The sequence below is a fragment of the Companilactobacillus sp. HBUAS59699 genome (genome assembly GCF_036913575.1).
Classification (GTDB): Bacteria; Bacillota; Bacilli; order Lactobacillales; family Lactobacillaceae; genus Companilactobacillus.
This window is the reverse complement of record NZ_JAYKTV010000001.1, coordinates 57,196-82,421: the sequence shown is the minus strand read 5'-3', so window position 1 is coordinate 82,421 and position 25,226 is coordinate 57,196. Positions and strand designations below refer to the sequence as shown.

Below are 25,226 nucleotides of genomic sequence, written 5' to 3'. Positions count from 1 at the left end.
TTACATTTCTTCTGGTGCTTTGACACCTAATAAGTCTAGTGATTCTTGAAGTACTGTTGTTACTGATTTAACAAGAGCTAATCTTGCCTTCAATCCAGCATCTTCATTAAGAATCTTGCTGTGTGCATAGTATTGGTTAAAGCTCTTAGCAAGCTTCAATGAATACTTAGCGATTACAGATGGCTCATAGATACGTCCAGCACGTTTGATAACTTCTGGGAACTCTTGTAGTAACTTGATTGTATCCCATGCTTCTGGATCATCTAGTGACATATTGTCTGCATCTGCATAATCAACATCGCCAGCTTTTCTCAAGATACTCAATGCACGAGCATTCGTATATTGAACGTATGGGCCAGTTTCACCTTCGAAACGTACAACTTCTTCAAGATTGAAATCAAAGCTGTCACGTCTCTCATTCTTAAGATCATGGAAGATTACCGCGCCGACACCGACTGCTTCAGCGACTTCGTCTTTATTCTTAAGATCAGGGTTCTTTTCGTTGATTTGTTTCTTAGCTAAGTCAACTGCGTCTTGTAGAACATCTTCAAGCAAGATAACTCTTCCGGCACGAGTTGAAAGTTTCTTACCACCAGTTGTGATAAGTCCGAATTCGATATGTGTAATATCGTCTGACCAGTCATAACCCATTTTCTTCAATACAAGTTTAAGTTTCTTGAAATGTTCACTTTGTTCACTACCAACAACGTATAGTGACTTAACAAAGTCAAATGTATCTTTACGATATTTAGCAGCAGCTAGATCACGAGTGATGTACAATGTTGCACCATCAGTTTTTCTGATCAAAGCAGGTGATAGATCGTGATCAGAAAGATCAACGATTTCAGCACCACGACTCTCTTGTAGTAAGCCTTTTTCTCTTAATGTATCAACGATGGCGTCCATCTTGTCGTTATAGAATGATTCACCAGTGTAATGATCGAAAGTAACGCCTAAACGATCATAGATACGGTTGAATTCTTTAAGTGACAATTCCTTGAACCATGCCCATAACTTAAGAGCTTCTTCATCACCGTCTTCCATCTTCTTGAACCAAGCACGTGCCTCGTCGTCTAATTCTGGCTTGTCCTCAGCTTCTTTATGGAAACGTACGTAATACTTCAATAAGTTGTTGATTGGGTCTGCCTCAACGTCTTTTTCAGATCCCCACATCTTGTAACCAACGATCAACTTACCGAATTGTGTACCCCAGTCACCCAAGTGATTGATCTTAACTGGTTGATAATTTAATTTCTTTTCGATTTTAGCAACAGAGTTACCAATAACTGTTGAACGTAAGTGACCCATTGACATAGGTTTGGCAATATTAGGTGATGACATATCGATAGGAACATTTCTGCCCTTACCTTCGTCTTGATTACCATAGTCAGCCTTATCGTTGATAACAGCATGTAATACATTATTTGAAAACTCGTTCTTATCCAAGAAGAAGTTAATATATGCACCTGTATTAACTACCTTTTCAAATCCATTTTGATCGATCTTACCAACTAAATCTTCAGCAATCATGTTTGGAGCTTTGTGTAATGACTTAGCTAAGATAAATGTTGGAAAGGCATAATCACCTAAATCTGATGTCTTAGGTTTTTCGATTAATTTTTGTACCTGTTCTTCTGTAATTTCATCAGGTAGAACTTTAAGCAATGTATCAACTACTAATTTCTTTGAATCCATATTTTCCTCCTCTGGATAAAAAAAACGCCTCTTTCAATAAACTACTTTATTGAAAGAGACGAGATTTCCCGCGGTACCACTCTAATTGATTAATATCCACTCATTAATTTACTTATTTAGTTGTAAAGAAAGTGCGACTTAATCATCGAATCGATCAGCTCTCACCAACATCTGATCTCGCTTAGAATCTACCGACTAATTATTCCTTCTTTTGCACAAATATGGTAGCACATTATTTTCACAATAACAATACTTATTTGTGAATAACAGTTCCCTTGTCTCCGGCGATGATTTCTTTAACATCTTCAAGAGCACCGATAACAGCTGGTTTGCCAGTTGCGTTTACGAAGCTAACAGCAGCCTTAACCTTAGGCATCATGCTACCCTTAGCAAATTCGTTACGGTCGATATGTTCTTGTACTTCATCAGAAGTAACGTCAAAGATTTCTTCTTGGTTAGGTTTACCAAAGTTGTAGAATACACCACCAACGGATGTAAGGATGATCAACTTATCAGCATTAACAAGTTGAGCGATCTTTGATGCACCGAAGTCTTTATCAATAACGGCTTCTTTACCGATCAATTGGTCTCCGTCTTTAACAACGGGGATACCACCACCACCGGCAACGATAGGAATTACACCTGCTTCAGCAATAGCTTTGATTGCTGGGTATTCGTTAATTTCAACAGGCTTTGGTGATGGAACAACACGTCTGTATCCACGACCAGCATCTTCAATAATGCTCCAGTCTGGATGATCTTTCTTAAGTTGTTCAACTTCTTCTTCTTTGTAGAAAGGACCGATTGGCTTTGAAGGATCATCAAAAGCTGGATCGTTCTTGTCAACGATTGTTTGTGTGATCAATGTAACAACTTGTTTGTCGATACCGTTCTTAAGCATAACTTCCTTCATAGCATTTTGGAACCAGTAACCAATGCTACCTTCTGTCATGGCACCACATGTGTCAAGTGGAAGTGCAGGATTCTTTTCGCTGTCAGCAGCAGCTTGTTGTAGCAACAAGTTACCAACTTGTGGGCCGTTACCATGAGTAATGATCAATTCTTGACCATTCTTAACGAATTCTACTAATGATTCACAAGTTCTCTTAACAGCTGCTTGTTGTGCTTCAGCACTAGCATCTGAACTCAAAATGGCATTTCCACCCAATGCAACTACTATACGTTCTTTTGTCATTATAAAATCTCTCCTCAGAAATTAATTGATTTTTTATGATAGAGTTTTCGCTCTTAATTTTTTTCTAGGTAGTCTCCTAAAACTTCTAGCCCCTTCTTAAGGGTTTCTGTTGGTGCACAATAACCTAATCTAGCATGACCGGGAACATCGAAGGCTTCACCAGGCACTAATAGCACACCAGTATCCTTCAATAGATCGCGACAAAAGTCGATACTAGACTTCTTTGTATCCATCTTAATAAATGATGTTGAAACACCATTAGGGAAGACACAGCTAACCTTAGGTGTGTTCTCGACCCATTCCTTGAATATCTTCAAGTTATCAAGCACGATCTTCTTGTTACGAGCAAGAACCTTGTCTCTATTTTGCAACACTAGACAAGCAGCTTGATCACTGAAGACACCTGAACAAATCATCGTGTAATCACGATATTTTCTGAATATATCAGCTAATTCAGCATTAGTTGCTGTCCAACCAACACGAATACCAGGCATTGAATATGTCTTTGATAATGAATTAGTTGAAATACCCTTGTCATACAAGTCAATGATTGGAGCAAAATCAACTGAATCGTCAAATGGAAGATAAACTTCATCCACCAAGACATAAGCACCAACAGTTTTGGCAACTTCAACAACTTGTTCCATAAACTTACGGTCCAAAATTGTTCCAGTTGGGTTATTAGCATTGTTGATACAGATCATCTTAGTATTAGGACGAATCATTTGCTTCAATTCTTCGATGTCTGGATACCAATTATTCTCTTCACGTAACTTCCAGAAGCTGACATCAGCACCTAGTGACTTAGGAATGTCATAAAGTTGTTGATAGCTTGGATAAACACTGATTACGTGATCTCCAGGCTCGATCAATGAATAGATAGCCAGCATATTGGCTCCAGTAGCACCGTTTGTTTGCAAAACGTTGTCGGGATCAACGTTCTTGTATAACTTACTTACTTCTTTTTTAAAGGTTGGTGATCCTTCGATCCAACCGTAATTCATTTTTTGTTGATCCAATTCACCATAAACATCAGAATCAGCTAATTTAACTAATTCATTCATTGAAAATGATGTGATCGTACTTTGTGCAAGGTCATATTTGGCTTCACGTTCGTGAACATTTAGCCAACCTTCAACGCCAAATTCAGGTATTTTCATGCTCTACACTCTCCTAGATAGAAATTGATCCAGTTGCGACCATAATGATACTTGCGACAGCAAGGATAACAAGAACAATTGAATAAATAACTTCAGCCTTTGTTAACTTACCACCATCAATATCAAATTCTTTCTTTGCCTTATAGTAGAAGTAAATTCCAGGAATGTATCCAATACATACAAGCATTAAGAAATGAACACCTGCTAGGATAATAGCAAAGATTTGGAAAGCGGCTGCGAAAATACCGATCCACATTTGTTTCATATCTTTGTGTTGATATGAGAACTTGATTTGATACAAACCAACAAAGATATAGCAAACAACGATAGCAGCTGTACATAGTGACAAGGCAAAGTTATATGCCTCTTCAGAGAATATTAAGATGAACAGGAAGATTTGAATAAGTGCTGCAGTCAATACAAGTGAAAATGTAGGTGCACCGTTCTTATTCTTCTTACCAAAGTATGAAGGTAATAATTTTTCTTCAGCCATCAACATTGTTGTATCAGCTGGTAACATTGTCCATGATAACCATGAACCTAAAATAGCAATAATCAAACCAACAGCGATAAAGATACCGCCCCATTTGCCGACCATGTCTTGCAAAATATAAAGCATGGCAGGTTGGTCAATTTTAGCTAATGCGTTTTGTGACATGTAACCATAAGGCAGAACAGATGCCAAAATGTAAATAGCTAACAAACTGATAATACCAATAATAGTAGCTTTACCAGCGTCATTCTTACTTTCAGCACGTGATGAAAGCATACTTGCACCTTCAACACCAACGAAAACCCACATCATGATCATTAGACATGATTTGAATTGTGTCCAAATGTTGTCGCCACCAGCAACACCAGAAGCAACATTACTCCAGAAGTGAGCTGTGAACATTCCACCTTTGAAGACGAAAATTGCGATTACGATAAATGCAAATAGAGGAATCAACTTGCAAATAGTAATAATTGCATTCATAGCCGCAGCAGATTCAACACCACGGTTAACGATATAAGTCAAAATCCATGAAACAATACTTGCTACAATAATTGATGGAATATTTTGTCCACCAGCGAATACTTTGAAGAAGTATCCTAACGAACTCATTAAAACAGTTGCGAAAGCAACGTTACCTAGCCAGGCACTTAACCAATATCCCCAACCACTTACGAATCCGGCGAAATTACCGAATCCAGCTTGAGCATAGGCATGAATACCTTCAGCTTCAGGATTTTTTAACAACAAATTATTTAATGACATTGCTAACATCATTATTCCGAAACCAACTACGACCCACGCTAGCAATACCGGACCAGGTGCAGCCCCTCCTGCTAGAGAGCTAGTTAGTGTAAATACACCAGAACCGATTGAACTAGTAACTACGGCAGCTGTAAGAGCGCCTAGTGATAATCCCTTTTTTTCTTCCATATTATACATTTCTCTCTAATTTTTAGAATTGGAATAGGAGTTCACAAAGCATGCCCACTGCATTTATAGCGATAAACTATCGCTTCACTATGTGAAACAACAATTAATCTCAATAATGATCCGTGACTAATTACTTTGTTTCACTCTCTTATGAGTCTTGAAAATTGGTTTTCTCTCCACTCTGTATCTCAAGTGAGTTAGGGAACCCCCCGGCTCCCTAACCCTCTGTTTTAAAGCAAAAAAGAGCCAACCCATTAGATTAGCTCTTCTTCAATAACTAATTAAACCTTAGGAATGAACAAGTTACCTAGAGTTGCTGCCATAATGGCCTTGATGGAGTGCATTCTGTTTTCTGCTTCTTCAAATTGACGAGCATACTTGCTTCTGAATACTTCATCTGTTACTTCCATTTCTGTTAAACCATACTTAGCGTTGATATCTTTACCATAAGTAGTTGTGATATCGTGGAAAGCAGGTAAGCAGTGCATAAAGATTACTTGATCATCTGGTAAGCCAGTCTTCTTCATCATATCCATGTTTACTTGATATGGTTTTAGAAGTTTGATTCTTTCGTCCCATTGACTTTCTTCACCCATTGATACCCATACATCAGTATAGATAACGTTTGAGCCTTTGACACCTTCGTCGATATCGTCTGTGATCAAGAACTTGCTTCCTGACTTGTCAGCATATCCTTGAGCAGCTTTAACAACGTCGTCGTCTGGGAATAATTCCTTAGGAGCAACAATGTGGATATTTACACCAAGCATTGAACCTGTAACTAACAAACTGTTAGCCATGTTATTACGTCCATCACCAACGAATGTTAATGTCTTGCCTTGAAGTGTACCGAATGTTTCCTTCATTGTCATGAAGTCAGCAATCATTTGTGTTGGATGCCATTCATCAGTTAAACCATTCCAAACAGGAACGCCTGAATACTTAGCAAGATCTTCAACAACTTGTTGACTGAATCCTCTAAATTCAATTCCGTCAAACATGCTTCCAAGAACGATAGCTGTATCTTCAACACTTTCCTTCTTACCAAGTTGAATATCGTTAGCACCTAAGAATTCTGGGTGTGCACCTAAGTCAATTGCAGCTGTAGTAAAGGCTGAACGTGTACGTGTTGAGTTCTTTTCGAATAGAAGTGCAATGTTCTTACCTTCTAGGTATTTGTGAGGAATACCCTTCTTCTTAAGAGCTTTCAAATGAATACTGAAGTCGATCAAGTATTCTAGTTCAGCTGGTGTGAAGTATTTTTCTGCTAAAAGGCTTCTGCCTTGAAATACTGATGTTTCTTTTCCTTGATAATCCAAATTAGTGTCCTCCTAAACCGCATGATACGTGCAGTCGAATGTTAATTTTTTAATTTATTATTATTTTAGATCTTCACGAACTAATGGCATGCTCATGCAACGAGGGCCCCCACGACCACGTGATAATTCACTTGATATTGTCTCCAATACCTTTAAGCCGTGTTGTCTTAGCATTTGATTTGATACGTAATTTCTATCATATGTAACAACGACACCAGGTGCAATTGCTAATGTGTTAGAACCATCATTCCATTGTTCTCTAGGAGCAACGATTGGATCACCGTTACCTGTTGGGATCAAGTCTAGGTCGTCAAGACCAAGAGCGTTCTTAAGAACAGCCTTTAGATCTTGGTTGTGTTCCATTGTTAGGTCGCCATCTTTACCTGGATGGATTGTCCATGTATCGATCTTGCCACCTTCGCCAAGAATACCTGGGTGAACTGTAAATTGATCTGTATTGATCATTGTGAATACAGTATCCAAATGCATCATAGCGTGGTTATGTGGAATTGAGATAGCAATAACTGTATCAAATCCACTGTCTTCGTTGAACAAGTTTCTAGCAATATCTTGAATAGCAGTTGCTGATGTTCTTTGTGAAACACCAATTGCTAATACGTGATTGCTCAATACAAGTTCATCTCCACCTTCAATACGGTGTGTGTGGTTTCTGTCACGCCATACGTGCAAACCTTTGTTAGCAAAACGTGGATGATGTGCAATGATTGTTTCCATGAACATTGATTCACGTTGTCTAGCAGCGAATGTCATATGGTTGATACTTAAACCGTCACCGATTGAAGCTGCAGGGTCACGTGTGAAGTATGCGTTTGGCATAGGATCCAAGAAGAATGGATAGTCAGGATCTTCAGCAGCACTAACTAAATCTGTCGGGGTAAAGTCGATTTCGTTTCTGCGAACTCCTGCGAATAATTTATTAACCATTGCTTGTGTATCAAGACTCATCAAGTATTCCTTTAATGCGTCATGATCAGCACCTACTGCGTAACCAGATTCTGCAAGCATTTTGTCAAGAAATGCACTTTTGACATTTCCGGCATCGATAGCTTCAGCTGCCAAATTTTCTAGATAAAGAACTTCTGTTCCGTTATCACGTAAAATTTGGGCGAAATTGTCATGCTCTTTTTGAGCAATTGGCAAATATGGGATGTCATCGAACAATAGTCGGGGCATTGTATCGGGTGTAATGTTTTCAACTTCCTCAGCGGGACGTTTCAACATAACAACATCTAGTTTGCCAATTTCTGATGTAACATGAATTGGTTTTGTCATAAAAAATCACTCCTTATTTGTATTCCGTTACCAGTAACCACAATATAATACTAAGTTTGACTTTGCAAGCGATTTCACAACTTTTTCATATATTTTTTTATTTTCTAATATTTTAACCTCCCCTTATTCAGCGCCAACAGTGACAACGATTGCATAAAATTAGAAAGTGTTTAAGACAGATTTAATTTTCTTTATTTACAAAACCAACAGCAAAATTTTATAAACGTTTTCAGAAATAATAAATTTTTGTAAAAAATTGCTATACTATGCCGTTTGATTAAAAAAAGGAACCTTCCGAAAATTCGAAAGATTCCTTTATTTTTTGTTATTAATTAATTTATCACGTAGAACGAATACTTCACCTAAAATGTCGCCGCCTATTGAACCAATCAATGATCCTAATTTAGTTTGAAATTTAAACATGCTTAATCGCCCTCCAAGAAACATTTTATGAAATCATATATGTCCCTTACATTTTATCCAGTATCAACTTTTAAAGCAAATTTAAAGCACAAAATTGGGTAAAAAAAAACAGCCTCTGAGGAGACTGTCTCTAAAACGTTAATTAGTTCTTAACAACGTTTGTAGCTTGTGGTCCACGATCGCTATCTTCTACATCAAAAGTAACGTGTTGGCCTTCGTCTAATGTCTTGAATCCGTCGCCTTGGATAGCTGAGAAATGTACGAATACATCACTACCATCTTCGCGAGTAATAAAACCAAATCCCTTATCTGCATTAAACCATTTAACTGTTCCGTTTTCCATTATGAATGAAACCTCCGCGCTGTGCGCAATTTATTTTTGCATTTAAAGTAAAGCTCAGAAATTCATTCATAAATGTGAAATGAAACCTACACTTAACTACTAACACAATGTCTTAACTATACGGCATAAATTCGATAATAGCAATCATTATCTATTAAAAATTTCAAAAAATAAAAAATAATCGTAAAACACCGATTAATTTCGGTATTTTCGATTATTTATGTTGCTAATTATTTAGCGTGACTTTGAACTTCTTTTACAGCTTTCTTGTGGCTACCTTGATATAGCTTCCACTTCTTGCCATCAGGAGATTTGATTGTTGTCTTGCCAACTTTAACGAAGTTCCATTCGAAATCAGGTTCAGCAATGATTCTGAAACCATCGATCTTGAATTTCTTAGCATTCTTCTTGTTCATAACAAGTTTTGCCTTTTGGAAGTTAGTAATTGTTTTCTTTGAGCCATCTTTATTCACACGAACGTATTGAACCTTCTTATTGTCCTTACCAGTGAAGAATGTGATGTATTCATTCTTGTTATTGTCACTTACACCAACATAGTCATGACCCTTGATCTCTGCCTTAGTAATCTTACTTGCAGAATATTGTTGAGTCTGGCTCGTGCTAGAATTTGAACAACCAGTTGCTACGGTTGCAACACCCATTAGCGAAACAGTTGCTAATAATGTAACTAGTGCTTTTTTCATATTTCAATCTCCTTGAAAAACTTTTCTAAATTAATACTAACATCCTTGATTCTATGGTAACGACGCTGAAAAATCAATTTATATTACAACTTTATCGAACAAATTTAAGTAATCTTTATCATTCTGTAATATTTTGTTGTATAATTAGTAGTTGTTGATAAATGCGAACTTAGTTTAATGGTAAAATGCCAGCTTCCCAAGCTAGTGTCGCGAGTTCGATTCTCGTAGTTCGCTTAAGTAGTTCACTTAAGTAGTTCACTTAATAATATAACAAATACATCTTGTCCTTCCGGCAATTAGCCTGAAGGATTTTTTTGTAAGTAAATAGCCATCGATCAGCTTAAGATTTGCTGATTGATGGCTATTTGTGTAATCAAGATTTCCTTACAAGCAATAAATATACAGGAAGGTTGAAAACGTGACCACTATTAATTTGATATAAAGCCCTATTTAATTATTTATCACATTTATTACTAAACAATCATCGCTTAATACTCAACTGTTGCGGATGGATTTTCAACTGTTAGCTTTTGAATCTTACCATCTATATCAAAATACTTGTCAGTTAATTCCTTTAACTTTTCAATTGCTTCATCAGCACGTTTGGCTTGGTCTGCATTGATTGACTCAATGACCATCACAGCATTCTTAGTATCTTCAGTAAGCATAGTTCTTTGTGCCTCACGCCAATTTAAGCAACGACAAATGGCACCAGTATTATCGTAATAAATTATTTCACCCTCAAGAGCTGGTGAATCTTCGTCAGCACCTAGTGGCTTAAATGATTCTCCCCCCTTAGCCATACCAAGATGTAGATCTCCGTCCATCTTTTCTAGATCTTCACCACCACAAGGAGAGGCAAATTCCAAGGAGATACTATTATAAATATCTACCAGTGGATTAATAGGTGAGAATTCTTTGCCTTGATCAACACGTTTGAGCAGAGCTTCGATTGATGACCGAGCACCTTTCTTAGTCTTGAACTTGCGTAATGCCTCACGCCATTCATCTACTACCGGATTAAGTCTAAAAGTATCTTCCTTCAAAAATTCATGTGACTTTTTGGAAGCTTCCTTCAATAATCCAGCAAAATAAGGATCATCCTTTTCGTCCACTTTGTTATCAATGTTATTCAAAGTCAAAATACTAATTTGACCTTCTGGGAATAGATCCCAAAATTCTTTATCTACTATTACCTGTTTATCCAAAATACATCCTCCAAATTTTAATAATTACGCTTGTGACCTGATTTAACATATTCCCAATCATTAGAAATATTATGTTGTACTTTATTCAACAACGTTACTAATTGATTCTTTTCCTCATCTGACAATCCTTCCAGTGCGACAGAATTAGAATATTCATTCTCTCTGATAATGAAAGGATATACTTTACTACCCTTACTTGTCGGAAAAATCAATTTAATTTTCTTATTATCTTTATCACTGCGTCGTTCGATCATGCCGTTTTTTTCTAACTTTTGAACTGCACGAGCGGCCGTAGTTTTATCTACCTTAATGTTATTAGCCAATTGTTCCAAAATAATTCCGGGGTTCTCACAAACTCTGACTAAGTATAAATACTGGCCTCGAGTCAGATCAACCTCTTTGAATTCAATATTACTAATTGAATCTAATGCTCTCGCAATTATGCCAATTGGCCTCAAGATATCACCCAACAACTCACCTTCCATCCAATTTGTATTTCAAATGAATAAATCTATTCTAAATTAATTATGTTGCAATTGCAACATAATTATCAAAATAAAAGTACGATCTCAAATCGTACTTTACTTCAATTCCATATTAAGAACATAGTCAGTCTGATCTGCATCTCCCATATGGAAAATGTGAGAACTGACTTTTTTGAATCCCATACTTGTATAAAAGCTCAATGCGCGATTATTGTGTTCCCAGACTCCCAGGCAAATACTTGTCCGTCCTTCATCTCTGGCTTCCTGTACCGCCTTATCAAATAGCATTCTACCAAATCCATGACGATAGTATTTTTTCAATACATAGATTCGTTGCAATTCCATATTGCCTTCTTCAGCATCATAACCTAAGGTGTTCTCGCCAAAATTTAATTTCAAATATGCTGCTGGTTTACCTTTGAACATTAAAAAATAAAACTTTGAATTAGGGTTCTGTAACTCACTTTTCAAAACATTGTCATTGTATGATCTCTCTAAATATTCTTTAATGTGCTCATCGGTATTATAAGGTCCAAATGTTTCAGAGAATGTTTTTTTACTAATATTCTGTAACATTTTTAAATCTGCCACTGTACATTGACGTATTTTGATATTTTCCATAATCTTGCCTACCATCTTACTTAATACTTAAATTTTAGCAGAAAACTTATAATATCGTCTACAACGCTATTAACCCACTAAAAAAGACTGAAGTTTTTGGACTCCAGCCTCTGAACTAATATGCATTTAACAGACTTTCAATTAAGCTTTTTGAAGTTTGCCAACAGCTTCTTCGATTGTTTTACCGTTAGCAAAAACATTTGTATTGTTTTTTTCATAAACGGTAAACAATTGAGTATCTGTGTTTAAAGTTACTTGATATTTCATTTTGTTTACCTCCTCTAATAGTTATTAGTTCTTAATATTAACCGTTTTCATAAATTTGTCAAATATTTTGAGCTATTTTCGGTAAAACGTTTACAAAATTAATAATATAACAAGCTATAACCTACTATAATTACATAAATTGACAAATTGGAAACGAATGTAAGTATATAATTTAACAAATAATTATCATGAATTGTTTTCATCTTCAAAGTAACACTTATTCGTCTCATGGTCATGTTTTAAGTCTTGAACAATTTTTCTCTAACATGAACAATGTTTGTTATACTTGGCTTAAAGACAGCAAAGGGAGAGGATACTATGAAACTAGATATTAACTTGATCAATGGTGACTCTATTACAATTACAAGCGATACATATATTTCAGCATGGAAATCTTCTTCATCACGTTTTAGTGACGATGGTGATGATTATTATCTAGAAAGTATTTTTGAAGGCAACTTTGAAGATGGCAAGGTTACGGATGAGGATGAGATAACTAAGATTGAAGGATTAATTGGTGCAGCTGATTGGTTTTCTATCGGCAAAGGAAATAATAAAACTTACAAATCGACTGCAGTACTAAGTATCAGCAGAGATTAAAAGGATTCGACAATTTTGTCGAATCCTTTTTTGTTATCTAGGCACTACTCTTAAAATAGAGCTTCTACTTCCGCTTCCGGTCAGCAGTAATTCCATCTATGGCAGGACCGATTTGAGCCAAAAAGCGGTCTCAAAACTCAGAACTAATCTTAGGTTGTTTTCTTGCTTTACCAAACCAGCAAATCAAGAAATACATCCAGTGCTGTAAATGCGGGAAATACACCCGCATTAACACCACTTTTGCCATGGATTCCATTACTGATGACCTCCAGCTAGTTTATTGATGGTAAAAATAATAGCACGTAATGATATTTTGGATATAACCATATCCATTTATCGTTACATGCTATTTTTTATTGTTTAAGATTGGATAATAAAATTACTGTGCAGTAGTAAACAAACTTAGTACTATCGCAAACTTAGCTGGAGATGAAATTGTTGTTCACCGGAAGCAAAACCCAAAAAGCCTACTTTATTTAACCTTCTGTGTTGCCCATTTAGCTGAATATTGATTTCCAGCCGTAATATCATACTGAATTATCTTATAATCATGAAGCGTTTCTTTTTGTTTGGCAGTTAAACTGTCAGCCTTGATCTTCTTACTGTTATTAGTAATAAATACTTGTGAACCGTTGAAAGCATTAGATCCATTATCAGCTGTGTTGGTCGTAGCAGCTGGCAAGTCATTAGCCACCTTAGTCATCATTGCATAGTAAGGACTGACCTTGATTCCAGCTTGTTTCATAGCAAGAGCTGAGAATTCGTAAGGCGAGATCACCTCAACCTTGCTTTGCTTAGTACGATCACGGATGTACTTATTGTTATAAATAAAGTAATCAGTTTGATGCAATTGGATACCATACTCATCCATTGAATCGTTGTCATACAATGAGGCCAGGTGATCTCCATACCAGACCAATGTAATCGGCTTATTTATTTTGTCTAATTTGGCAAGGAAAGTCTTCGTAGACTTATCAGTATAATTCAAACCTTGTGAATAATAAGCCACTCGCTCTTTGTATACATCTGGTGCAGCTGTTCCACCGATCGTGTAGTCATGCTTCTTGTAATAATTGTTGAAAGGCATGTGATTCTGCATTGTCGACAGTTGAATAAATTGTGTCTTATTAGTCGACTTATCAATTACATCCAAAGTATCTTTGTACGCCGACTCGTCATCAATGTACGGACTATTGTCTATCTTGTGTGTATATTTCAACTTGTCTTTACTTCCAACATAATAGAATTTTTGAAAGCCGAACTTTTTGAAGACATTCTTACGATTGTATAACGATGCTACATAAGGATGCACCGCGATTTTTTCATCAAATAGGTTAGTAATATTCGGTGCGATATTTTGGTTATCAACTAACTGCGTATATGGTGTAGGCAAAGTTGGCGAAAGACTGCTCAAGTCTAGTCCCGTCAATGATTCCCATTCAATATTGGCAGTACCACCACCATAACCGGTTGACATCATTAATCCTGATGTTGTGTTCTTCTTGATATTGCGAATATTAGGCATCGGATCAGAAGAGATAGTTTGATTAGGAACACGTGCTGGATCACTGAAACTCTCACTTAAATTAAAAATAAAAGTTTGATCTTTAGCCCAAGGACTACGAGTTTTATTAATATTGTCGGCTTCTTTATCATACTTCTTCATTACTCGCTCAACTTCAGCCTTACTGTACCCTGCAGGCTTATCCATAACCTTAGTATCAACGTTATTAATGAATTGGACTACGGGGCCATTAATCTGGGCACCTAACTCTTGATTGTAGAAGTAACGATTTATATTCGACATGTTAAAAATTGTAAATGGGATTGACCCTTCGTGATTGACAAAGAAAGCTCCTGACAAGAAAATTGCCAGTAAAATAGTCGAAAGCAAACGTCCTCGCCACTTCATCTTCAAAGTAGATTGTTTCTTAAAGTGATGTTGTAAAAACACCGCTCCAACTATGAAGATAAAGATCAAGGCAAACCCAATTATTAGTACGATTGGATCAACCATCCCTAGGATATCCTTCATTCCACCTAGCATCTGCAGATCAGAAGGAAGTACCGGTTCATTACGAAGCGGCATTTTGAGATAATTAGCAATTCCCAAGGCTAACTCAATAATCAATGTAATTGAAAATGAATACCAAAAACGCTTGGTTACGACATATATCAATAATAGGAACGCCATAACGATAACTGTATTCAATACAATTGCTGCTTGACGATTAAAAGGAATAAACAAAATAGCTGGTTGCCAAGTTGAGACACCGACTTTTATTTTTGCTGGAGAAACAGAAAACATTTGTACAATCGTAACTAAATAGAAAAATAGTGCTGCATAAAAGATTTTTTTACGTGCAACTATCCACTTGCCGATCCCACGTAGTTTGGCCATAAACTCATCAAAGCTACTAAACGACAAAGTATTCGCCGCCGTCTTAAACCAAGGAATCATCGACAAGACGACTAGAACAATTGCCATTGCAATCGAAGCCACAAAAATAATTGCTCCACCTTTTGTCAATTCGATCAACCATTGCTTAGTAGACTCGATCGTGAAACCAGTTAAATAATTTTCTATCAGTGTAACATTGGGTTCCCAATTAATTACGACTTGAGTAGCTATTAGAATGGCAGCTACAACATTGGATGAAACTCTGATTCTCTTTGAAATTGCCAAAAAGAAAACAAATATACTCAACGTTAGATACATTGCAAAAATAGAGTTGGGCACATTGAAGCGTGTCATTGTTTCTACATTTTCGCGGATCATATATGATATTTGTTCCATTAACCAGGTCATGCCAAAATAAATCACTGCGCTAATGATCAGATGAACAAATTTGAAATGTATCTTTGACATTAAATCAAAACGTTTAATTACATAACCAACAAACATCAGATACAACAACCAGACTGGATTGTTGCCAGAATTAAAGAACCACAGGTCCTTACTAAAGATAGTTGGCATAACTACGAATAATATAGTAGAAATTGCCAAGATCCTTCTAATTATGTAATTCTTCTGTTTGTTCAAATATCCAAACATGTACGAAGCTAGTAACATCGTCAGTACAATAGAAGCTCCGTAGGCAAAAATATTCGAGCTGATTGGAAATAGGATCCCCCAGAAATTACGCCAAATCAGATCGGTCGATCTTGTAACCAAAAAAGCATTAAAAGCAAGAATGGTAAGTACATAGTACAAAATATACCGACCGATTCCACTAGTAAATCTCCCCTTCCTAAAGGAAGTTTCATAATATCCCAAATAAAGTGGAACTATATTGAATCCCAGAATAGAGGCTGCAACTAACAATTGATAAGCCAAGTATCGCAATTCATTACTACTGTATTCAGGCATAGTACTAGAAGTCATTACTCTATTGAGTATCATCAGAACTACTGCCACTAAAATAATTATAAGATTATATTTTTTAGACTTTTTTCCAATCAAAATTAAACCTTCTCAGCAAAATATAATTTTTTAAAAATGAAAATTCACATGAAATTATATCATATAAAAAATATGAAGTATCAAGATACAAAAAAAGAGACACAACTTTAACATTGCGTCTCTAAAAATAAAATGATTCTCACGACATTTTATTCTTATGCTCTCTGGGGGAAAGCAGTAATCAGAAATTTGATTACGCCAAATCTTAACACCAAAAACCTTATTAAGTCCAGAGACATGTACTTTGGTTGGCGACTTGTACATTTTAATACAACGGCATGTATGTATCACGTTCCCATTGTGAAACTGTTTGTTGATAACGAGCCCACTCGGAATTTTTAGCAGCGAAGAAACTGTTAGTTAGTCCCTTACCAAGTGATGATTGAACGAATTCATCTTTGCGCAAAGCTTTAAGTGAATTGTGCAATGTTGAAGGAAGATCAACGATTCCTTCTTCACGACGTTTGTCTTCTGACATCTCATAAATATTTTCTTTAACTTCTGGCATTAGATCGTAGTTACTCTTGATACCATCAAGTCCAGCATCAAGGATACATGCAATAGCCAAGTATGGATTTGTTGTAGGATCAACACTACGCATCTCAACACGTTTTGACTTACCCTTTGCGGCAGGTACACGAATAAGTGGTGATCTATTTTTGCTTGACCAAGCAATATAAGTTGGTGCTTCAAATCCAGGAACTAGACGCTTGTAGGAGTTAACAGTTGGATTATTAATTGCTGTTAAAGCACGTGCATGAGTCAAAATACCACTCATAAATTGTTTAGCAACATCTGATAACATATCATTTTCATCATCAAAGATATTAGTATCTCCATCAAACAATGACATATTAATGTGCATTCCTGAACCGTTAATACCTTGGAGAGGCTTTGGCATGAATGTAGCGTACATGCCATTTTCTTTAGCAATAGTCTTAACTACTAATTTGAAAGTTTGGATACTGTCGGCTGCTGAAAGTGCGTTTTCGTACTTGAAATCAATTTCTTGTTGACCAGGAGCTACTTCGTGATGACTGGCTTCAACTTCAAAGCCCATCTTTTCAAGCTTCAAAACAATGTCTTTACGAACATTTTCACCTAAATCAACTGGTGAAAAGTCAAAGTAGCTTCCATCATCATTCAATTGAAGAGTTGGTTGACCCTTTTCATCTGTATTGAATAAGAAGAATTCAGGTTCAGGTCCAATATTGAAATTAGTATAACCCATGTCGTGCATCTTCTTAATAATACGTTGTAAGTTAACACGTGGATCACCAGCAAATGGTTTACCATCTGTTGTATAAATATCACAAATTAGACGAGCAACTTTACCATGTTCTGATCCCCAAGGGAAGATCAACCAGGTTGAAAGATCTGGGTGCAATAGCATGTCACTTTCTTCAATACGTGTAAATCCATCAATTGATGAACCATCGAATGTAATCTTGTTAGCAAGTACCTTATCGATTTGAGATACTGGTACTTCAACGTTCTTAATGATTCCGTTGATGTCTGTAAACATCAAACAAATAAATTCAACATTTTCATCAACAGTCATCTTTTTTATATCTTCAGCAGAATACTTATGCACAATAACCACTCCTATTTTGTATATACCAATTTTTAGCGAGTTATTAACTAGCGCCATTCCTATGGTGTTTTTTAATAATAGAACGATAATACCAATTTCATTTGTTACTGTCAAATAATTAATGAAACAATATAAATAAATTTAATTTACTTATAAATTGTACTAGAAACTACCCCTCAAAATAAAGGGGTATGACAGATTTTTTAATTGACATTTAGTATGTTACCAGTTAAATTATATATGCGAACGAATTTTGATATAAAAATAATTATTGTTCGTATTTTGGAGTGAATAAATATATGCAAGTTTTTGATTATGAAGATATCCAACTAATTCCGAATAAGTGTATCGTAGATAGTCGTTCTGAATGCGATACTAGTGTCAAATTTGGACCACGAACTTTCAAAATTCCTGTGGTTCCAGCTAATATGCAGACAATAATCGATGAAAATTTAGCTGAAAAACTAGCTAAAAATGATTATTTTTACATCATGCATCGTTTCCAACCTGAAAAAAGAATTGATTTCATTAGAGATATGAATAAAAAAGGTCTTTATACTTCTATTAGTGTTGGTATCAAAGATGAAGAATTCGACTTCATTAATACACTCAAGCATGAAGGATTGACACCTGACTACGTAACGATCGATGTTGCACATGGACATAGTGACCGTGTTATTCAAATGATCAAATGTGTTAAAGCTTACCTACCTGGTGCTTTTTTAATTGCTGGTAATGTAGGTACTCCTGAAGGTGTACGTGAATTAGAGAATGCTGGAGCTGACGCTACTAAAGTTGGTATCGGACCCGGTAAAGCATGTATCACTAAATTAAAAACTGGTTTTGGTACTGGTGGTTGGCAACTTGCTGCCATTAGATTGTGTGCCAAAGCTGCTAGCAAGCCTATTATTGCTGACGGCGGAATTAGAAATGACGGAGATATTGCTAAGTCGATCCGATTCGGTGCAAGTATGGTAATGATCGGCTTACTGTTCGCTGGTCATACTGAATCTCCCGGTGAATTGGTCGAAAGAGACGGTAAAGAGTTCAAAGAATATTTCGGATCAGCATCCCAATTCCAAAAAGGTGTCTACAAAAATGTTGAAGGTAAAAAAATGCTAGCACCTTACAAGGGCCCTATCAGCGGTACTTTGAGAGAAATGCAAGAAGATCTACAATCAGCCATTTCTTATGCCGGTGGCAGAACCCTCAATTCGCTTAGAAAAGTCGACTATGTAATTGTTAAAAATTCCATTTATAATGGTGATTAAATTGATATTGACAAGAAGTCTCTTAATGGAAACTTCTTTTTTTTATACAACAAAAAAAGCTGACGACTGGGTTATCGTCAGCTCCTTCAATGAATGGGATAGTTCATGTTCAATTTGGTATTCAGTTGTCCTGTGACAATTGCATTACCTACCAAATTTACCATTACTTTAACACATTGAAGTGAGTTTAAAAAGCATCTAAACTCAAATAATTAAAATTTGTTTCAACATGTTGAATTCTAAGCTAATTATGGTTTAAAAAACTATTGGGAAAACTAGTCCTCACTTCCTTTCTTAGACTTTTTATTTTTTCTATTATTAACAACTTTACTTTGACCATTTCCCGTATCGGTTGGTAAAAATAAGATTCCGATAGCAGTGATCAAACTAGTTATTATGATCAATAAACGTATCATTTTGTCATCTTTCAATTAGTTACGCATTTGCCTTGCATCCACCAGATGGTGAATACCCTTGTTACGTTCTTGGAACCCTTCTGTTTCACTGACAATAAATCTGGGACGATTATTAACTTGATCAAGAACTCGGCCAAGATAGCTGCCTAAGATTCCCACTGATAAGAGTAACAATCCTAAGGTAAATAAGAGAATTGTGATACCCACTGAGGAAGCAGTGTAATTACCAGTCGCAAATAAATATCCTAAATAAAATACTCCACTGACAATTGGTACCACTGAAAAGATATTTGCGAACTGCAATGGTTTCATCGAAAACGATGTAATACCATCAATCGCTAATTTAATCATTTTTGATAGTGGATATTTTGTTTCACCGGCGATTCGTTCTTGACGATGGTACTTGACACTAGTTTGTTTGAAACCGATCCAAGTAACTTGTCCACGAACAAACGGATCTTGTTCATGCAATTTTTGTAACTGTTTTACAGCTTTACGGTTCATCAAACGAAAATCACCAGTATCAAGTGGCATATCTATCGTTGCTAACTTCTTGAAAGTTCGATAAAACATTGCCGCCGTGAATTTTTTGAAGGCAGTTTCGCCGTCACGCTGCATTCTCTTACCATAAACAATGTCATAGCCTTCATGCCATTTCTCAATCATCTGAGGAATAACTTCTGGTGGATCTTGTAAGTCAGCGTCCATCACAACGACAGCGTCCCCGCTGGTATATTGTAATCCAGCCGTGATTGCTAGTTGATGGCCAAAGTTTCTAGAGAATTCAACTAATTTGATACTAGGATTTAGTTCAACCGCATGTTTAATGATCTGAACTGACTTGTCTTTGGAACCATCGTCGACAAAAATCAATTCGTAGTCTTCTTTTTGTTGTTCTGTAAAATTTAATAGTGTATCGATTGTTGCCTGAATGCCGGGTTCTTCATTGAATACTGGCAGGACAATTGAAATTAATTGAGACATGAGCACTCATTCCTTTCATAAAAAACTAATCATATATACTTGATAAATCATAAAGTGTTCCAGATGAACCGCCAGGTCCACCCATGCCACCTGTCATACCGCCCATTCCTTCAGGTGCATTACCTGTCGTTGATCCGGTACCGGATGGTTTCTTGGAAGGCTTCTTCATATTCTTAGATGAACTAGATCCACTTGGGGCTTGACCCATACCACCTTGAGCACCACTTGGTGCATTACCAGTTCCAGATGGCGGTGTACCTCCGGCATTGCTTGGAGCTCCGCCTTGAGCACCAGCACCGTTTGGTGCGGATTCTGAAGCAGTAGTCTTAGTACTTGTAGTTATCGATGAAGTAGCAGAAGTAGAACTGCTTAATTTAATCTTCTTAGCATTCTTCTTGATCCAATTAACAATAGCAGTGTTGCTTCCACCAGTCTTACCACCGGAATAGTAATACTTGACTTTACCTTCTTTAACTAACTTTTTAAATTGTTTCAAGGTGATTGCCTTATCAGTACCATTAAATCCACCAATAGCCATAACAGCCTTGCCAGTAGAAATAATATACGGAGCGGCGGTACTTGAATCGTCTGTAGCGAATAAGTATTCCGCATTACCTTGATGTTTCTCTAAATATTTAAGCAAAGTAGAATCAGTTGAGCTGCCCATACCACCGGCGTTTGTACCCATTCCACCACCACCTTGTTGTAACAGTGAAGGACCAGCAGTAGGAATCTGTGCTGATTCACCAGCAAGTGTCGGTGTTAATGACCAGAAAGATGGAGCTAACATTACTAGGATCACTCCAGCAACTGGCCAAAATTGTTTAGACTTCAAATTACTTGCGATCCAAGGCAATACGAACAATGGAATCGAAACTAATACTCCTAGTCCTAACAATACCCATGCCAAGGTTGAATAATATTGTGCTACGTACCAGGCTTGCAACGCTGCAGTAGCTAAAATTGCCACTGGCAATAACATCGACCACCAGGATTTTTCTTTCCATTGCTTGATCATAGTATAGATACCGACACCACCGAGAACGGCAATGGCTGGTGCTAACATGATTGTGTAGTAAGGATGGAAGAAACTAGCGACTGAGAAGAAACCATATACTGGAACCAGCCAACCAGCCCATAACCACAATTCCTTACGTTGTGGCGTCAATGACCACCACTTCTTCATCCGTGATCCACGATAGTAGAAATAACTAGATATCAATCCTAAGATAGCAATAATTAAGAGCCAACTGATCTGAGGACCAAGATCCAAACCGAATAATCTGAAGGGACCAACAGTACCAATACTGAAAGCTCCGCCTCCAGCACCACCAGTGCCGCCTTTATTACTGCCGCCTGGTCCACCTTGACCACCTTGCATACCTTCAGCTCCATTAGGTGGAGTTGGTGCATTTGTAGATGACTTCTTAGAATTTGAAGTTCCACTAGGTTTAGCTGGCGGAGTATTTGACGATGAACCAGTGGATTTCTTAGTTGAACTACTAGGCGGAGTCATACTCTTTGAACTCTTTTTAGAGCTTGATCCCATCCCTGGAAATGCTCCACCGGTACCGGTTGTTTGGCCTAACAAACGTTGCGTTCCGTTATATCCAAAAGCTAATTCCAAAGCTGAATTAGTTTCGGATCCACCTTCATACGGGCGGTTAGACGAATTAGTCATATCAACTGACAATGGCCAGATCAATGTGAAAACTGCTAAAAATACTGTAGCAATCCCAAGATGTGCCAATTTCTTCTTCCAACCAATATTAGTAGCAATCCAGTAATATAAATACAAAGCCGGCAATATCATAAATGCCTGTAACATCTTGACATTAAAGGCGATTCCCATTAATGAGAAACCGATCCACAAATATCTTTGCTGATGCTTGAAAACAGCTTTTTGAACAAAATATACCGATAGCAGCAAGAAGAATATTAATGTTGCATCCATATTATTAGTTCTTGAATCAGCCACAGCAATTGGTGTCAGAGTCATGATCAATGCTGCAATTCTAGCTGGAATTTTACCAAAGCGTTTATGTACTAAATTGTATATTAAGTACACTGATGCAATTCCAAAGAGGATCGATGGTAGGACAACACTCCAACCATGAACACCAAATATTTTTGCACTAATTGCCATGAACCAGAGGGCAACCGGCGGCTTATCAACAGTAATGAATCCCGCCGGATCAAAACTGGCATACCAAAAGTTCTTAAAACTCTTAGTCATACTTACAATGGCAGCTGTATAGAAACTATTAGCTTCCCCAGCTTCCCAGATATTCCACGCATATAAAAAGGCCGCTAAAATCAAAATGGCTATCAACCAATAATCATACTTAATTAACTTTAGCCGAACCCAGAGACTCACCTTTTTATTTTTTGTGGTACGAGTTGGTTCGTTTTCCATCATTTATCAAACTCCAATCCCTTAAAAGGTAATATTAATTAGAAAACAAATGATCGAGTAAACGATGACCGACAATAAGATAGGTCTGAGTTTTATAATCTTGTCTCTCATCTGTTAAACATCCTTTCCTTTACGATGTGAACAGATTAGCCAAGCTAACTTAAATTAAGCTTAAAGTTAAAAAATTGCTTTATAATAAACATATCGATTAATGGCACGTATTAATGAGGAGAATAATTATTTATGCAAAATATAAAAATATTGGTCGTTGAGGACGACGAGAATTTAGCAAGTAATATTGCATCTTTCTTGGCAGACTTTGCCGAAGTAGATATTGAAAATGACGGACTAAGTGGTAAATTTGCAGCTACAGAAGATGTTCACGATTTAATAATCTTGGACTTGATGCTTCCAGGAATGAACGGTTATGACATCCTTAAGAGCATTCGTGCTGACAAGATCACTACCCCAGTATTGATCTTAACCGCCAAGGCTGAACTAGATGACAAGGTTCACGGCTTTGACCTAGGGGCTGATGATTACTTAACTAAACCCTTCCACCGTGAAGAACTACAAGCACGTGTCAAAGCATTGCTCAAACGCAGCGGTGCCTTGGCTGATGATTCTATCCTAAAAATGAATAGTATCGAGGTTAATTTGAATAATCATGAAGTAACTGCTGATAACCAATCCATTGCACTTAACGGTAAAGAATACGATTTATTAGTTTATTTATTGCAAAACAAAAATACTATTTTGACTAAAGATCAAATCTTTGAACGAATCTGGGGCTTTGATTCTGACACTTCGATTACTGTTGTCGAAGTATATATGAGTAACTTGCGTAAAAAACTTCGTCCTTCCAAGAATGATTATTTGATCAAAACTATTAGAAACGTTGGGTATATTTTCCAAGATGAAAATCAAAACTAGACAAAATAAAATTACTCGTCGGCAGCAATTCAGACTATTCTTATCGATCATGACGACCTTTGCCATATTGTTCTTGACGCTAGGAATAATCATTTTTAATTTGTTCCAATCTTCTACTTACAAAAGCATCGACAAGGACATCAAGGAACAAGTAACCTCGATTCGCAAACAACCTAAGATGAATAATCAAATTCAAACAGGACCTCAAGGACCTGACAGAGGCGATGCCGATACTGGAAATAAACAACCCGAACCACGTGCTCCCTTCCAAGCCTCGATTTTAGTTTTTGACAATAGCGGTAAACTGCTGAATAAATCTAGTTTGGGTAATAGATATTCTGTTCTCAAAAATATTAACTTGAACAAAAAGAATCTGAATAAAAAACAGACTTTAACTGTTAAAAAAATGAACTTCCGAGCTTTACTGATAAAGGTTTCGAAGAAGAACAACAATCCGATGTACGCTGGACATTATGTCTTGATCATGCAGAATATCGATACTCAAATTCAATCAACAGCTAATTTCCAGCGGATCTTAATCATTACCTTCTTCATTTTTTGGGTTATCGCCTTGATTCTTGCTTACGTCCTAACTCGCATCAACATGTTCCCTATCATCAAATCTTGGAAACAACAGAGTGAATTCGTAAATGATGCAGCCCACGAATTGCGTACTCCTCTGACGATTATTCAAGGAAAATTAGAATACATGCTAACAAAGCCCAATAAGACTATCATCGATGAAGCTGAATCGATCTCTGTTTCACTAGATGAAGTCAATCGACTGAATTCACTGACGAATAACCTGTTGATTCTAGCAAGATCAGATCAAGCTACTACTAAAATGGACTTCGAATTAACCAAGCCTGAATTTTTCTTAAAAGATCCGATTATGCCATTTAAAGAAATCATCAATTCACAATCTAAAGTGTTCCAAATCAATCTTAATCACAAAGATGATATTCACTTCAATGTGGACCGTGACAAAATCAAGCAAGTTCTAATAATCTTGCTTGATAATGCTACTAAATACACACCCGAGAACGGAACTATTAGAATCTACGACCATATCGAGGGTTCTAAGTATCAAATTATTGTTTCTGATACTGGTATTGGTATTAGCGATAATGATAAGAAAAAAATCTTCGGTCGCTTCTATCGTGTTGATAAATCAAGGAATAGAAACAGTGGCGGGCATGGTCTGGGACTCGCAATTGCCCAACAAATTATTAATACACATCATGGTAAAATATTTGTACGTGATAATTTACCGACTGGTAGTGAATTCGTAATTGAATTACCGATCAAACATTGAATAATAACCAAAAGCAGCCTGAACGTAACCGTTCAAGCTGCTTTTTTATCGTTATAATTAATTTAATTTATTTTAATTTCAATATATTTTTATCA

At 36.6% G+C, this 25,226-nt stretch carries 21 protein-coding genes and 1 tRNA gene; 5 read left to right on the top strand and 17 right to left on the bottom strand.

Going from position 1 to position 25,226, the window contains the following annotated elements:
- The 8 genes from argS to U8519_RS00325 form a co-directional block, all read right to left on the bottom strand.
- Positions 1-1,695 carry an arginine--tRNA ligase gene (argS, locus tag U8519_RS00360; protein WP_334328350.1) on the bottom strand — a complete coding sequence of 565 codons (1,695 nt, stop codon included), beginning with the start codon at positions 1,693-1,695 and terminating at the stop codon, positions 1-3.
- A 253-nt stretch (positions 1,696-1,948) separates the two neighbouring features.
- Complete coding sequence (gene arcC / locus U8519_RS00355; protein WP_334328349.1) at positions 1,949-2,890, bottom strand: carbamate kinase; 942 nt, start codon at positions 2,888-2,890, stop codon at positions 1,949-1,951.
- Between the two features lie 53 nt (positions 2,891-2,943).
- Positions 2,944-4,050, bottom strand: coding sequence for an aminotransferase (locus U8519_RS00350; RefSeq protein WP_334328348.1), 1,107 nt, complete (start codon positions 4,048-4,050; stop codon positions 2,944-2,946).
- A gap of 13 nt (positions 4,051-4,063) precedes the next feature.
- On the bottom strand, positions 4,064-5,476 hold the full coding sequence (arcD, locus tag U8519_RS00345; protein WP_334328347.1) for an arginine-ornithine antiporter: 1,413 nt from the start codon (positions 5,474-5,476) through the stop codon (positions 4,064-4,066).
- A gap of 281 nt (positions 5,477-5,757) precedes the next feature.
- Positions 5,758-6,795 (bottom strand): ornithine carbamoyltransferase, encoded by a 1,038-nt coding sequence (gene argF, locus U8519_RS00340; RefSeq protein ID WP_334328346.1) that lies wholly within the window; start codon positions 6,793-6,795, stop codon positions 5,758-5,760.
- A gap of 60 nt (positions 6,796-6,855) precedes the next feature.
- Positions 6,856-8,088 (bottom strand): arginine deiminase, encoded by a 1,233-nt coding sequence (gene arcA / locus U8519_RS00335; protein ID WP_334328345.1) that lies wholly within the window; start codon positions 8,086-8,088, stop codon positions 6,856-6,858.
- A gap of 565 nt (positions 8,089-8,653) precedes the next feature.
- Positions 8,654-8,854, bottom strand: coding sequence for a cold-shock protein (locus U8519_RS00330; RefSeq protein WP_334328344.1), 201 nt, complete (start codon positions 8,852-8,854; stop codon positions 8,654-8,656).
- 230 nt (positions 8,855-9,084) lie between these two features.
- Positions 9,085-9,558: a hypothetical protein gene (locus U8519_RS00325; protein WP_334328343.1), complete on the bottom strand. Its 474-nt coding sequence runs from the start codon at positions 9,556-9,558 to the stop codon at positions 9,085-9,087.
- 163 nt (positions 9,559-9,721) lie between these two features.
- On the opposite strand from U8519_RS00325, the gene U8519_RS00320 reads away from it, so the two are divergent.
- Positions 9,722-9,792, top strand: a tRNA-Gly gene (locus U8519_RS00320).
- Positions 9,793-10,046: 254 nt separating this feature from the next.
- Here the strand turns inward: U8519_RS00320 and U8519_RS00315 are convergent.
- The 4 genes from U8519_RS00315 to U8519_RS00300 all read right to left on the bottom strand — a co-directional run bounded on the left by U8519_RS00315 (position 10,047) and on the right by U8519_RS00300 (position 12,139).
- Positions 10,047-10,766 (bottom strand): B3/B4 domain-containing protein, encoded by a 720-nt coding sequence (locus tag U8519_RS00315; RefSeq protein ID WP_334328342.1) that lies wholly within the window; start codon positions 10,764-10,766, stop codon positions 10,047-10,049.
- 17 nt (positions 10,767-10,783) lie between these two features.
- Positions 10,784-11,236: a MarR family winged helix-turn-helix transcriptional regulator gene (locus U8519_RS00310; RefSeq protein ID WP_334328341.1), complete on the bottom strand. Its 453-nt coding sequence runs from the start codon at positions 11,234-11,236 to the stop codon at positions 10,784-10,786.
- 111 nt (positions 11,237-11,347) lie between these two features.
- On the bottom strand, positions 11,348-11,872 hold the full coding sequence (locus U8519_RS00305) for a GNAT family N-acetyltransferase (RefSeq protein WP_334328340.1): 525 nt from the start codon (positions 11,870-11,872) through the stop codon (positions 11,348-11,350).
- 141 nt (positions 11,873-12,013) lie between these two features.
- Entirely contained in the window at positions 12,014-12,139 is a 126-nt protein-coding gene (locus U8519_RS00300) for a hypothetical protein (RefSeq protein WP_263854119.1), read from the bottom strand.
- Positions 12,140-12,457: 318 nt separating this feature from the next.
- On the opposite strand from U8519_RS00300, the gene U8519_RS00295 reads away from it, so the two are divergent.
- Positions 12,458-12,739, top strand: coding sequence for a hypothetical protein (locus U8519_RS00295; RefSeq protein ID WP_334328339.1), 282 nt, complete (start codon positions 12,458-12,460; stop codon positions 12,737-12,739).
- A gap of 472 nt (positions 12,740-13,211) precedes the next feature.
- On the opposite strand, the gene U8519_RS00290 is transcribed toward U8519_RS00295, so the two are convergent.
- Together U8519_RS00290 and glnA are read right to left on the bottom strand one after the other, a co-directional pair.
- Positions 13,212-16,202, bottom strand: coding sequence for a sulfatase-like hydrolase/transferase (locus U8519_RS00290; RefSeq protein ID WP_334328338.1), 2,991 nt, complete (start codon positions 16,200-16,202; stop codon positions 13,212-13,214).
- A 265-nt stretch (positions 16,203-16,467) separates the two neighbouring features.
- Positions 16,468-17,796, bottom strand: coding sequence for a type I glutamate--ammonia ligase (glnA, locus tag U8519_RS00285; protein WP_334328337.1), 1,329 nt, complete (start codon positions 17,794-17,796; stop codon positions 16,468-16,470).
- A gap of 299 nt (positions 17,797-18,095) precedes the next feature.
- Between glnA and U8519_RS00280 the strand changes: the two genes are divergently transcribed.
- Positions 18,096-19,067, top strand: a complete 972-nt coding sequence (locus tag U8519_RS00280; protein ID WP_334328336.1) for a GMP reductase — start codon at positions 18,096-18,098, stop codon at positions 19,065-19,067.
- Between the two features lie 275 nt (positions 19,068-19,342).
- Here the strand turns inward: U8519_RS00280 and U8519_RS00275 are convergent, their stop codons facing one another.
- Genes U8519_RS00275 through U8519_RS00265 form a run of 3 tightly spaced genes read right to left on the bottom strand, consistent with a single transcriptional unit; the run spans position 19,343 to position 22,883 of the window.
- Positions 19,343-19,483 carry a hypothetical protein gene (locus U8519_RS00275; protein WP_334328335.1) on the bottom strand — a complete coding sequence of 47 codons (141 nt, stop codon included), beginning with the start codon at positions 19,481-19,483 and terminating at the stop codon, positions 19,343-19,345.
- Positions 19,484-19,498: 15 nt separating this feature from the next.
- Positions 19,499-20,467, bottom strand: coding sequence for a glycosyltransferase family 2 protein (locus U8519_RS00270; RefSeq protein WP_334328334.1), 969 nt, complete (start codon positions 20,465-20,467; stop codon positions 19,499-19,501).
- A gap of 25 nt (positions 20,468-20,492) precedes the next feature.
- Complete coding sequence (locus tag U8519_RS00265; protein WP_334328954.1) at positions 20,493-22,883, bottom strand: glycosyltransferase family 39 protein; 2,391 nt, start codon at positions 22,881-22,883, stop codon at positions 20,493-20,495.
- A 243-nt stretch (positions 22,884-23,126) separates the two neighbouring features.
- On the opposite strand from U8519_RS00265, the gene U8519_RS00260 reads away from it, so the two are divergent.
- Both U8519_RS00260 and U8519_RS00255 read left to right on the top strand, forming a co-directional pair.
- The gene (locus U8519_RS00260) at positions 23,127-23,816 is read left to right on the top strand and encodes a response regulator transcription factor (RefSeq protein WP_334328333.1); all 690 of its coding nucleotides are present in this window, start codon (positions 23,127-23,129) and stop codon (positions 23,814-23,816) included.
- Positions 23,800-25,131: a sensor histidine kinase gene (locus U8519_RS00255; protein ID WP_334328332.1), complete on the top strand. Its 1,332-nt coding sequence runs from the start codon at positions 23,800-23,802 to the stop codon at positions 25,129-25,131. Before U8519_RS00260 ends, U8519_RS00255 begins: the two co-directional genes overlap by 17 nt.
- Positions 25,132-25,226: the final 95 nt, after the last annotated feature.

Coding starts and splice junctions, on each gene's coding strand:
- U8519_RS00295 (WP_334328339.1), top strand. CDS start 12,458: ATGAAACTAGATATTAACTTGATCAATGGTGACTCTATTACAATTACA.
- arcA (WP_334328345.1), bottom strand. CDS start 8,088: ATGACAAAACCAATTCATGTTACATCAGAAATTGGCAAACTAGATGTT.
- U8519_RS00300 (WP_263854119.1), bottom strand. CDS start 12,139: ATGAAATATCAAGTAACTTTAAACACAGATACTCAATTGTTTACCGTT.
- U8519_RS00265 (WP_334328954.1), bottom strand. CDS start 22,883: ATGGAAAACGAACCAACTCGTACCACAAAAAATAAAAAGGTGAGTCTC.
- U8519_RS00275 (WP_334328335.1), bottom strand. CDS start 19,483: ATGATACGTTTATTGATCATAATAACTAGTTTGATCACTGCTATCGGA.
- argS (WP_334328350.1), bottom strand. CDS start 1,695: ATGGATTCAAAGAAATTAGTAGTTGATACATTGCTTAAAGTTCTACCT.
- U8519_RS00325 (WP_334328343.1), bottom strand. CDS start 9,558: ATGAAAAAAGCACTAGTTACATTATTAGCAACTGTTTCGCTAATGGGT.
- U8519_RS00280 (WP_334328336.1), top strand. CDS start 18,096: ATGCAAGTTTTTGATTATGAAGATATCCAACTAATTCCGAATAAGTGT.
- U8519_RS00305 (WP_334328340.1), bottom strand. CDS start 11,872: ATGGAAAATATCAAAATACGTCAATGTACAGTGGCAGATTTAAAAATG.
- U8519_RS00270 (WP_334328334.1), bottom strand. CDS start 20,467: ATGTCTCAATTAATTTCAATTGTCCTGCCAGTATTCAATGAAGAACCC.
- arcC (WP_334328349.1), bottom strand. CDS start 2,890: ATGACAAAAGAACGTATAGTAGTTGCATTGGGTGGAAATGCCATTTTG.
- U8519_RS00330 (WP_334328344.1), bottom strand. CDS start 8,854: ATGGAAAACGGAACAGTTAAATGGTTTAATGCAGATAAGGGATTTGGT.
- U8519_RS00255 (WP_334328332.1), top strand. CDS start 23,800: ATGAAAATCAAAACTAGACAAAATAAAATTACTCGTCGGCAGCAATTC.
- U8519_RS00350 (WP_334328348.1), bottom strand. CDS start 4,050: ATGAAAATACCTGAATTTGGCGTTGAAGGTTGGCTAAATGTTCACGAA.
- arcD (WP_334328347.1), bottom strand. CDS start 5,476: ATGGAAGAAAAAAAGGGATTATCACTAGGCGCTCTTACAGCTGCCGTA.
- U8519_RS00260 (WP_334328333.1), top strand. CDS start 23,127: ATGCAAAATATAAAAATATTGGTCGTTGAGGACGACGAGAATTTAGCA.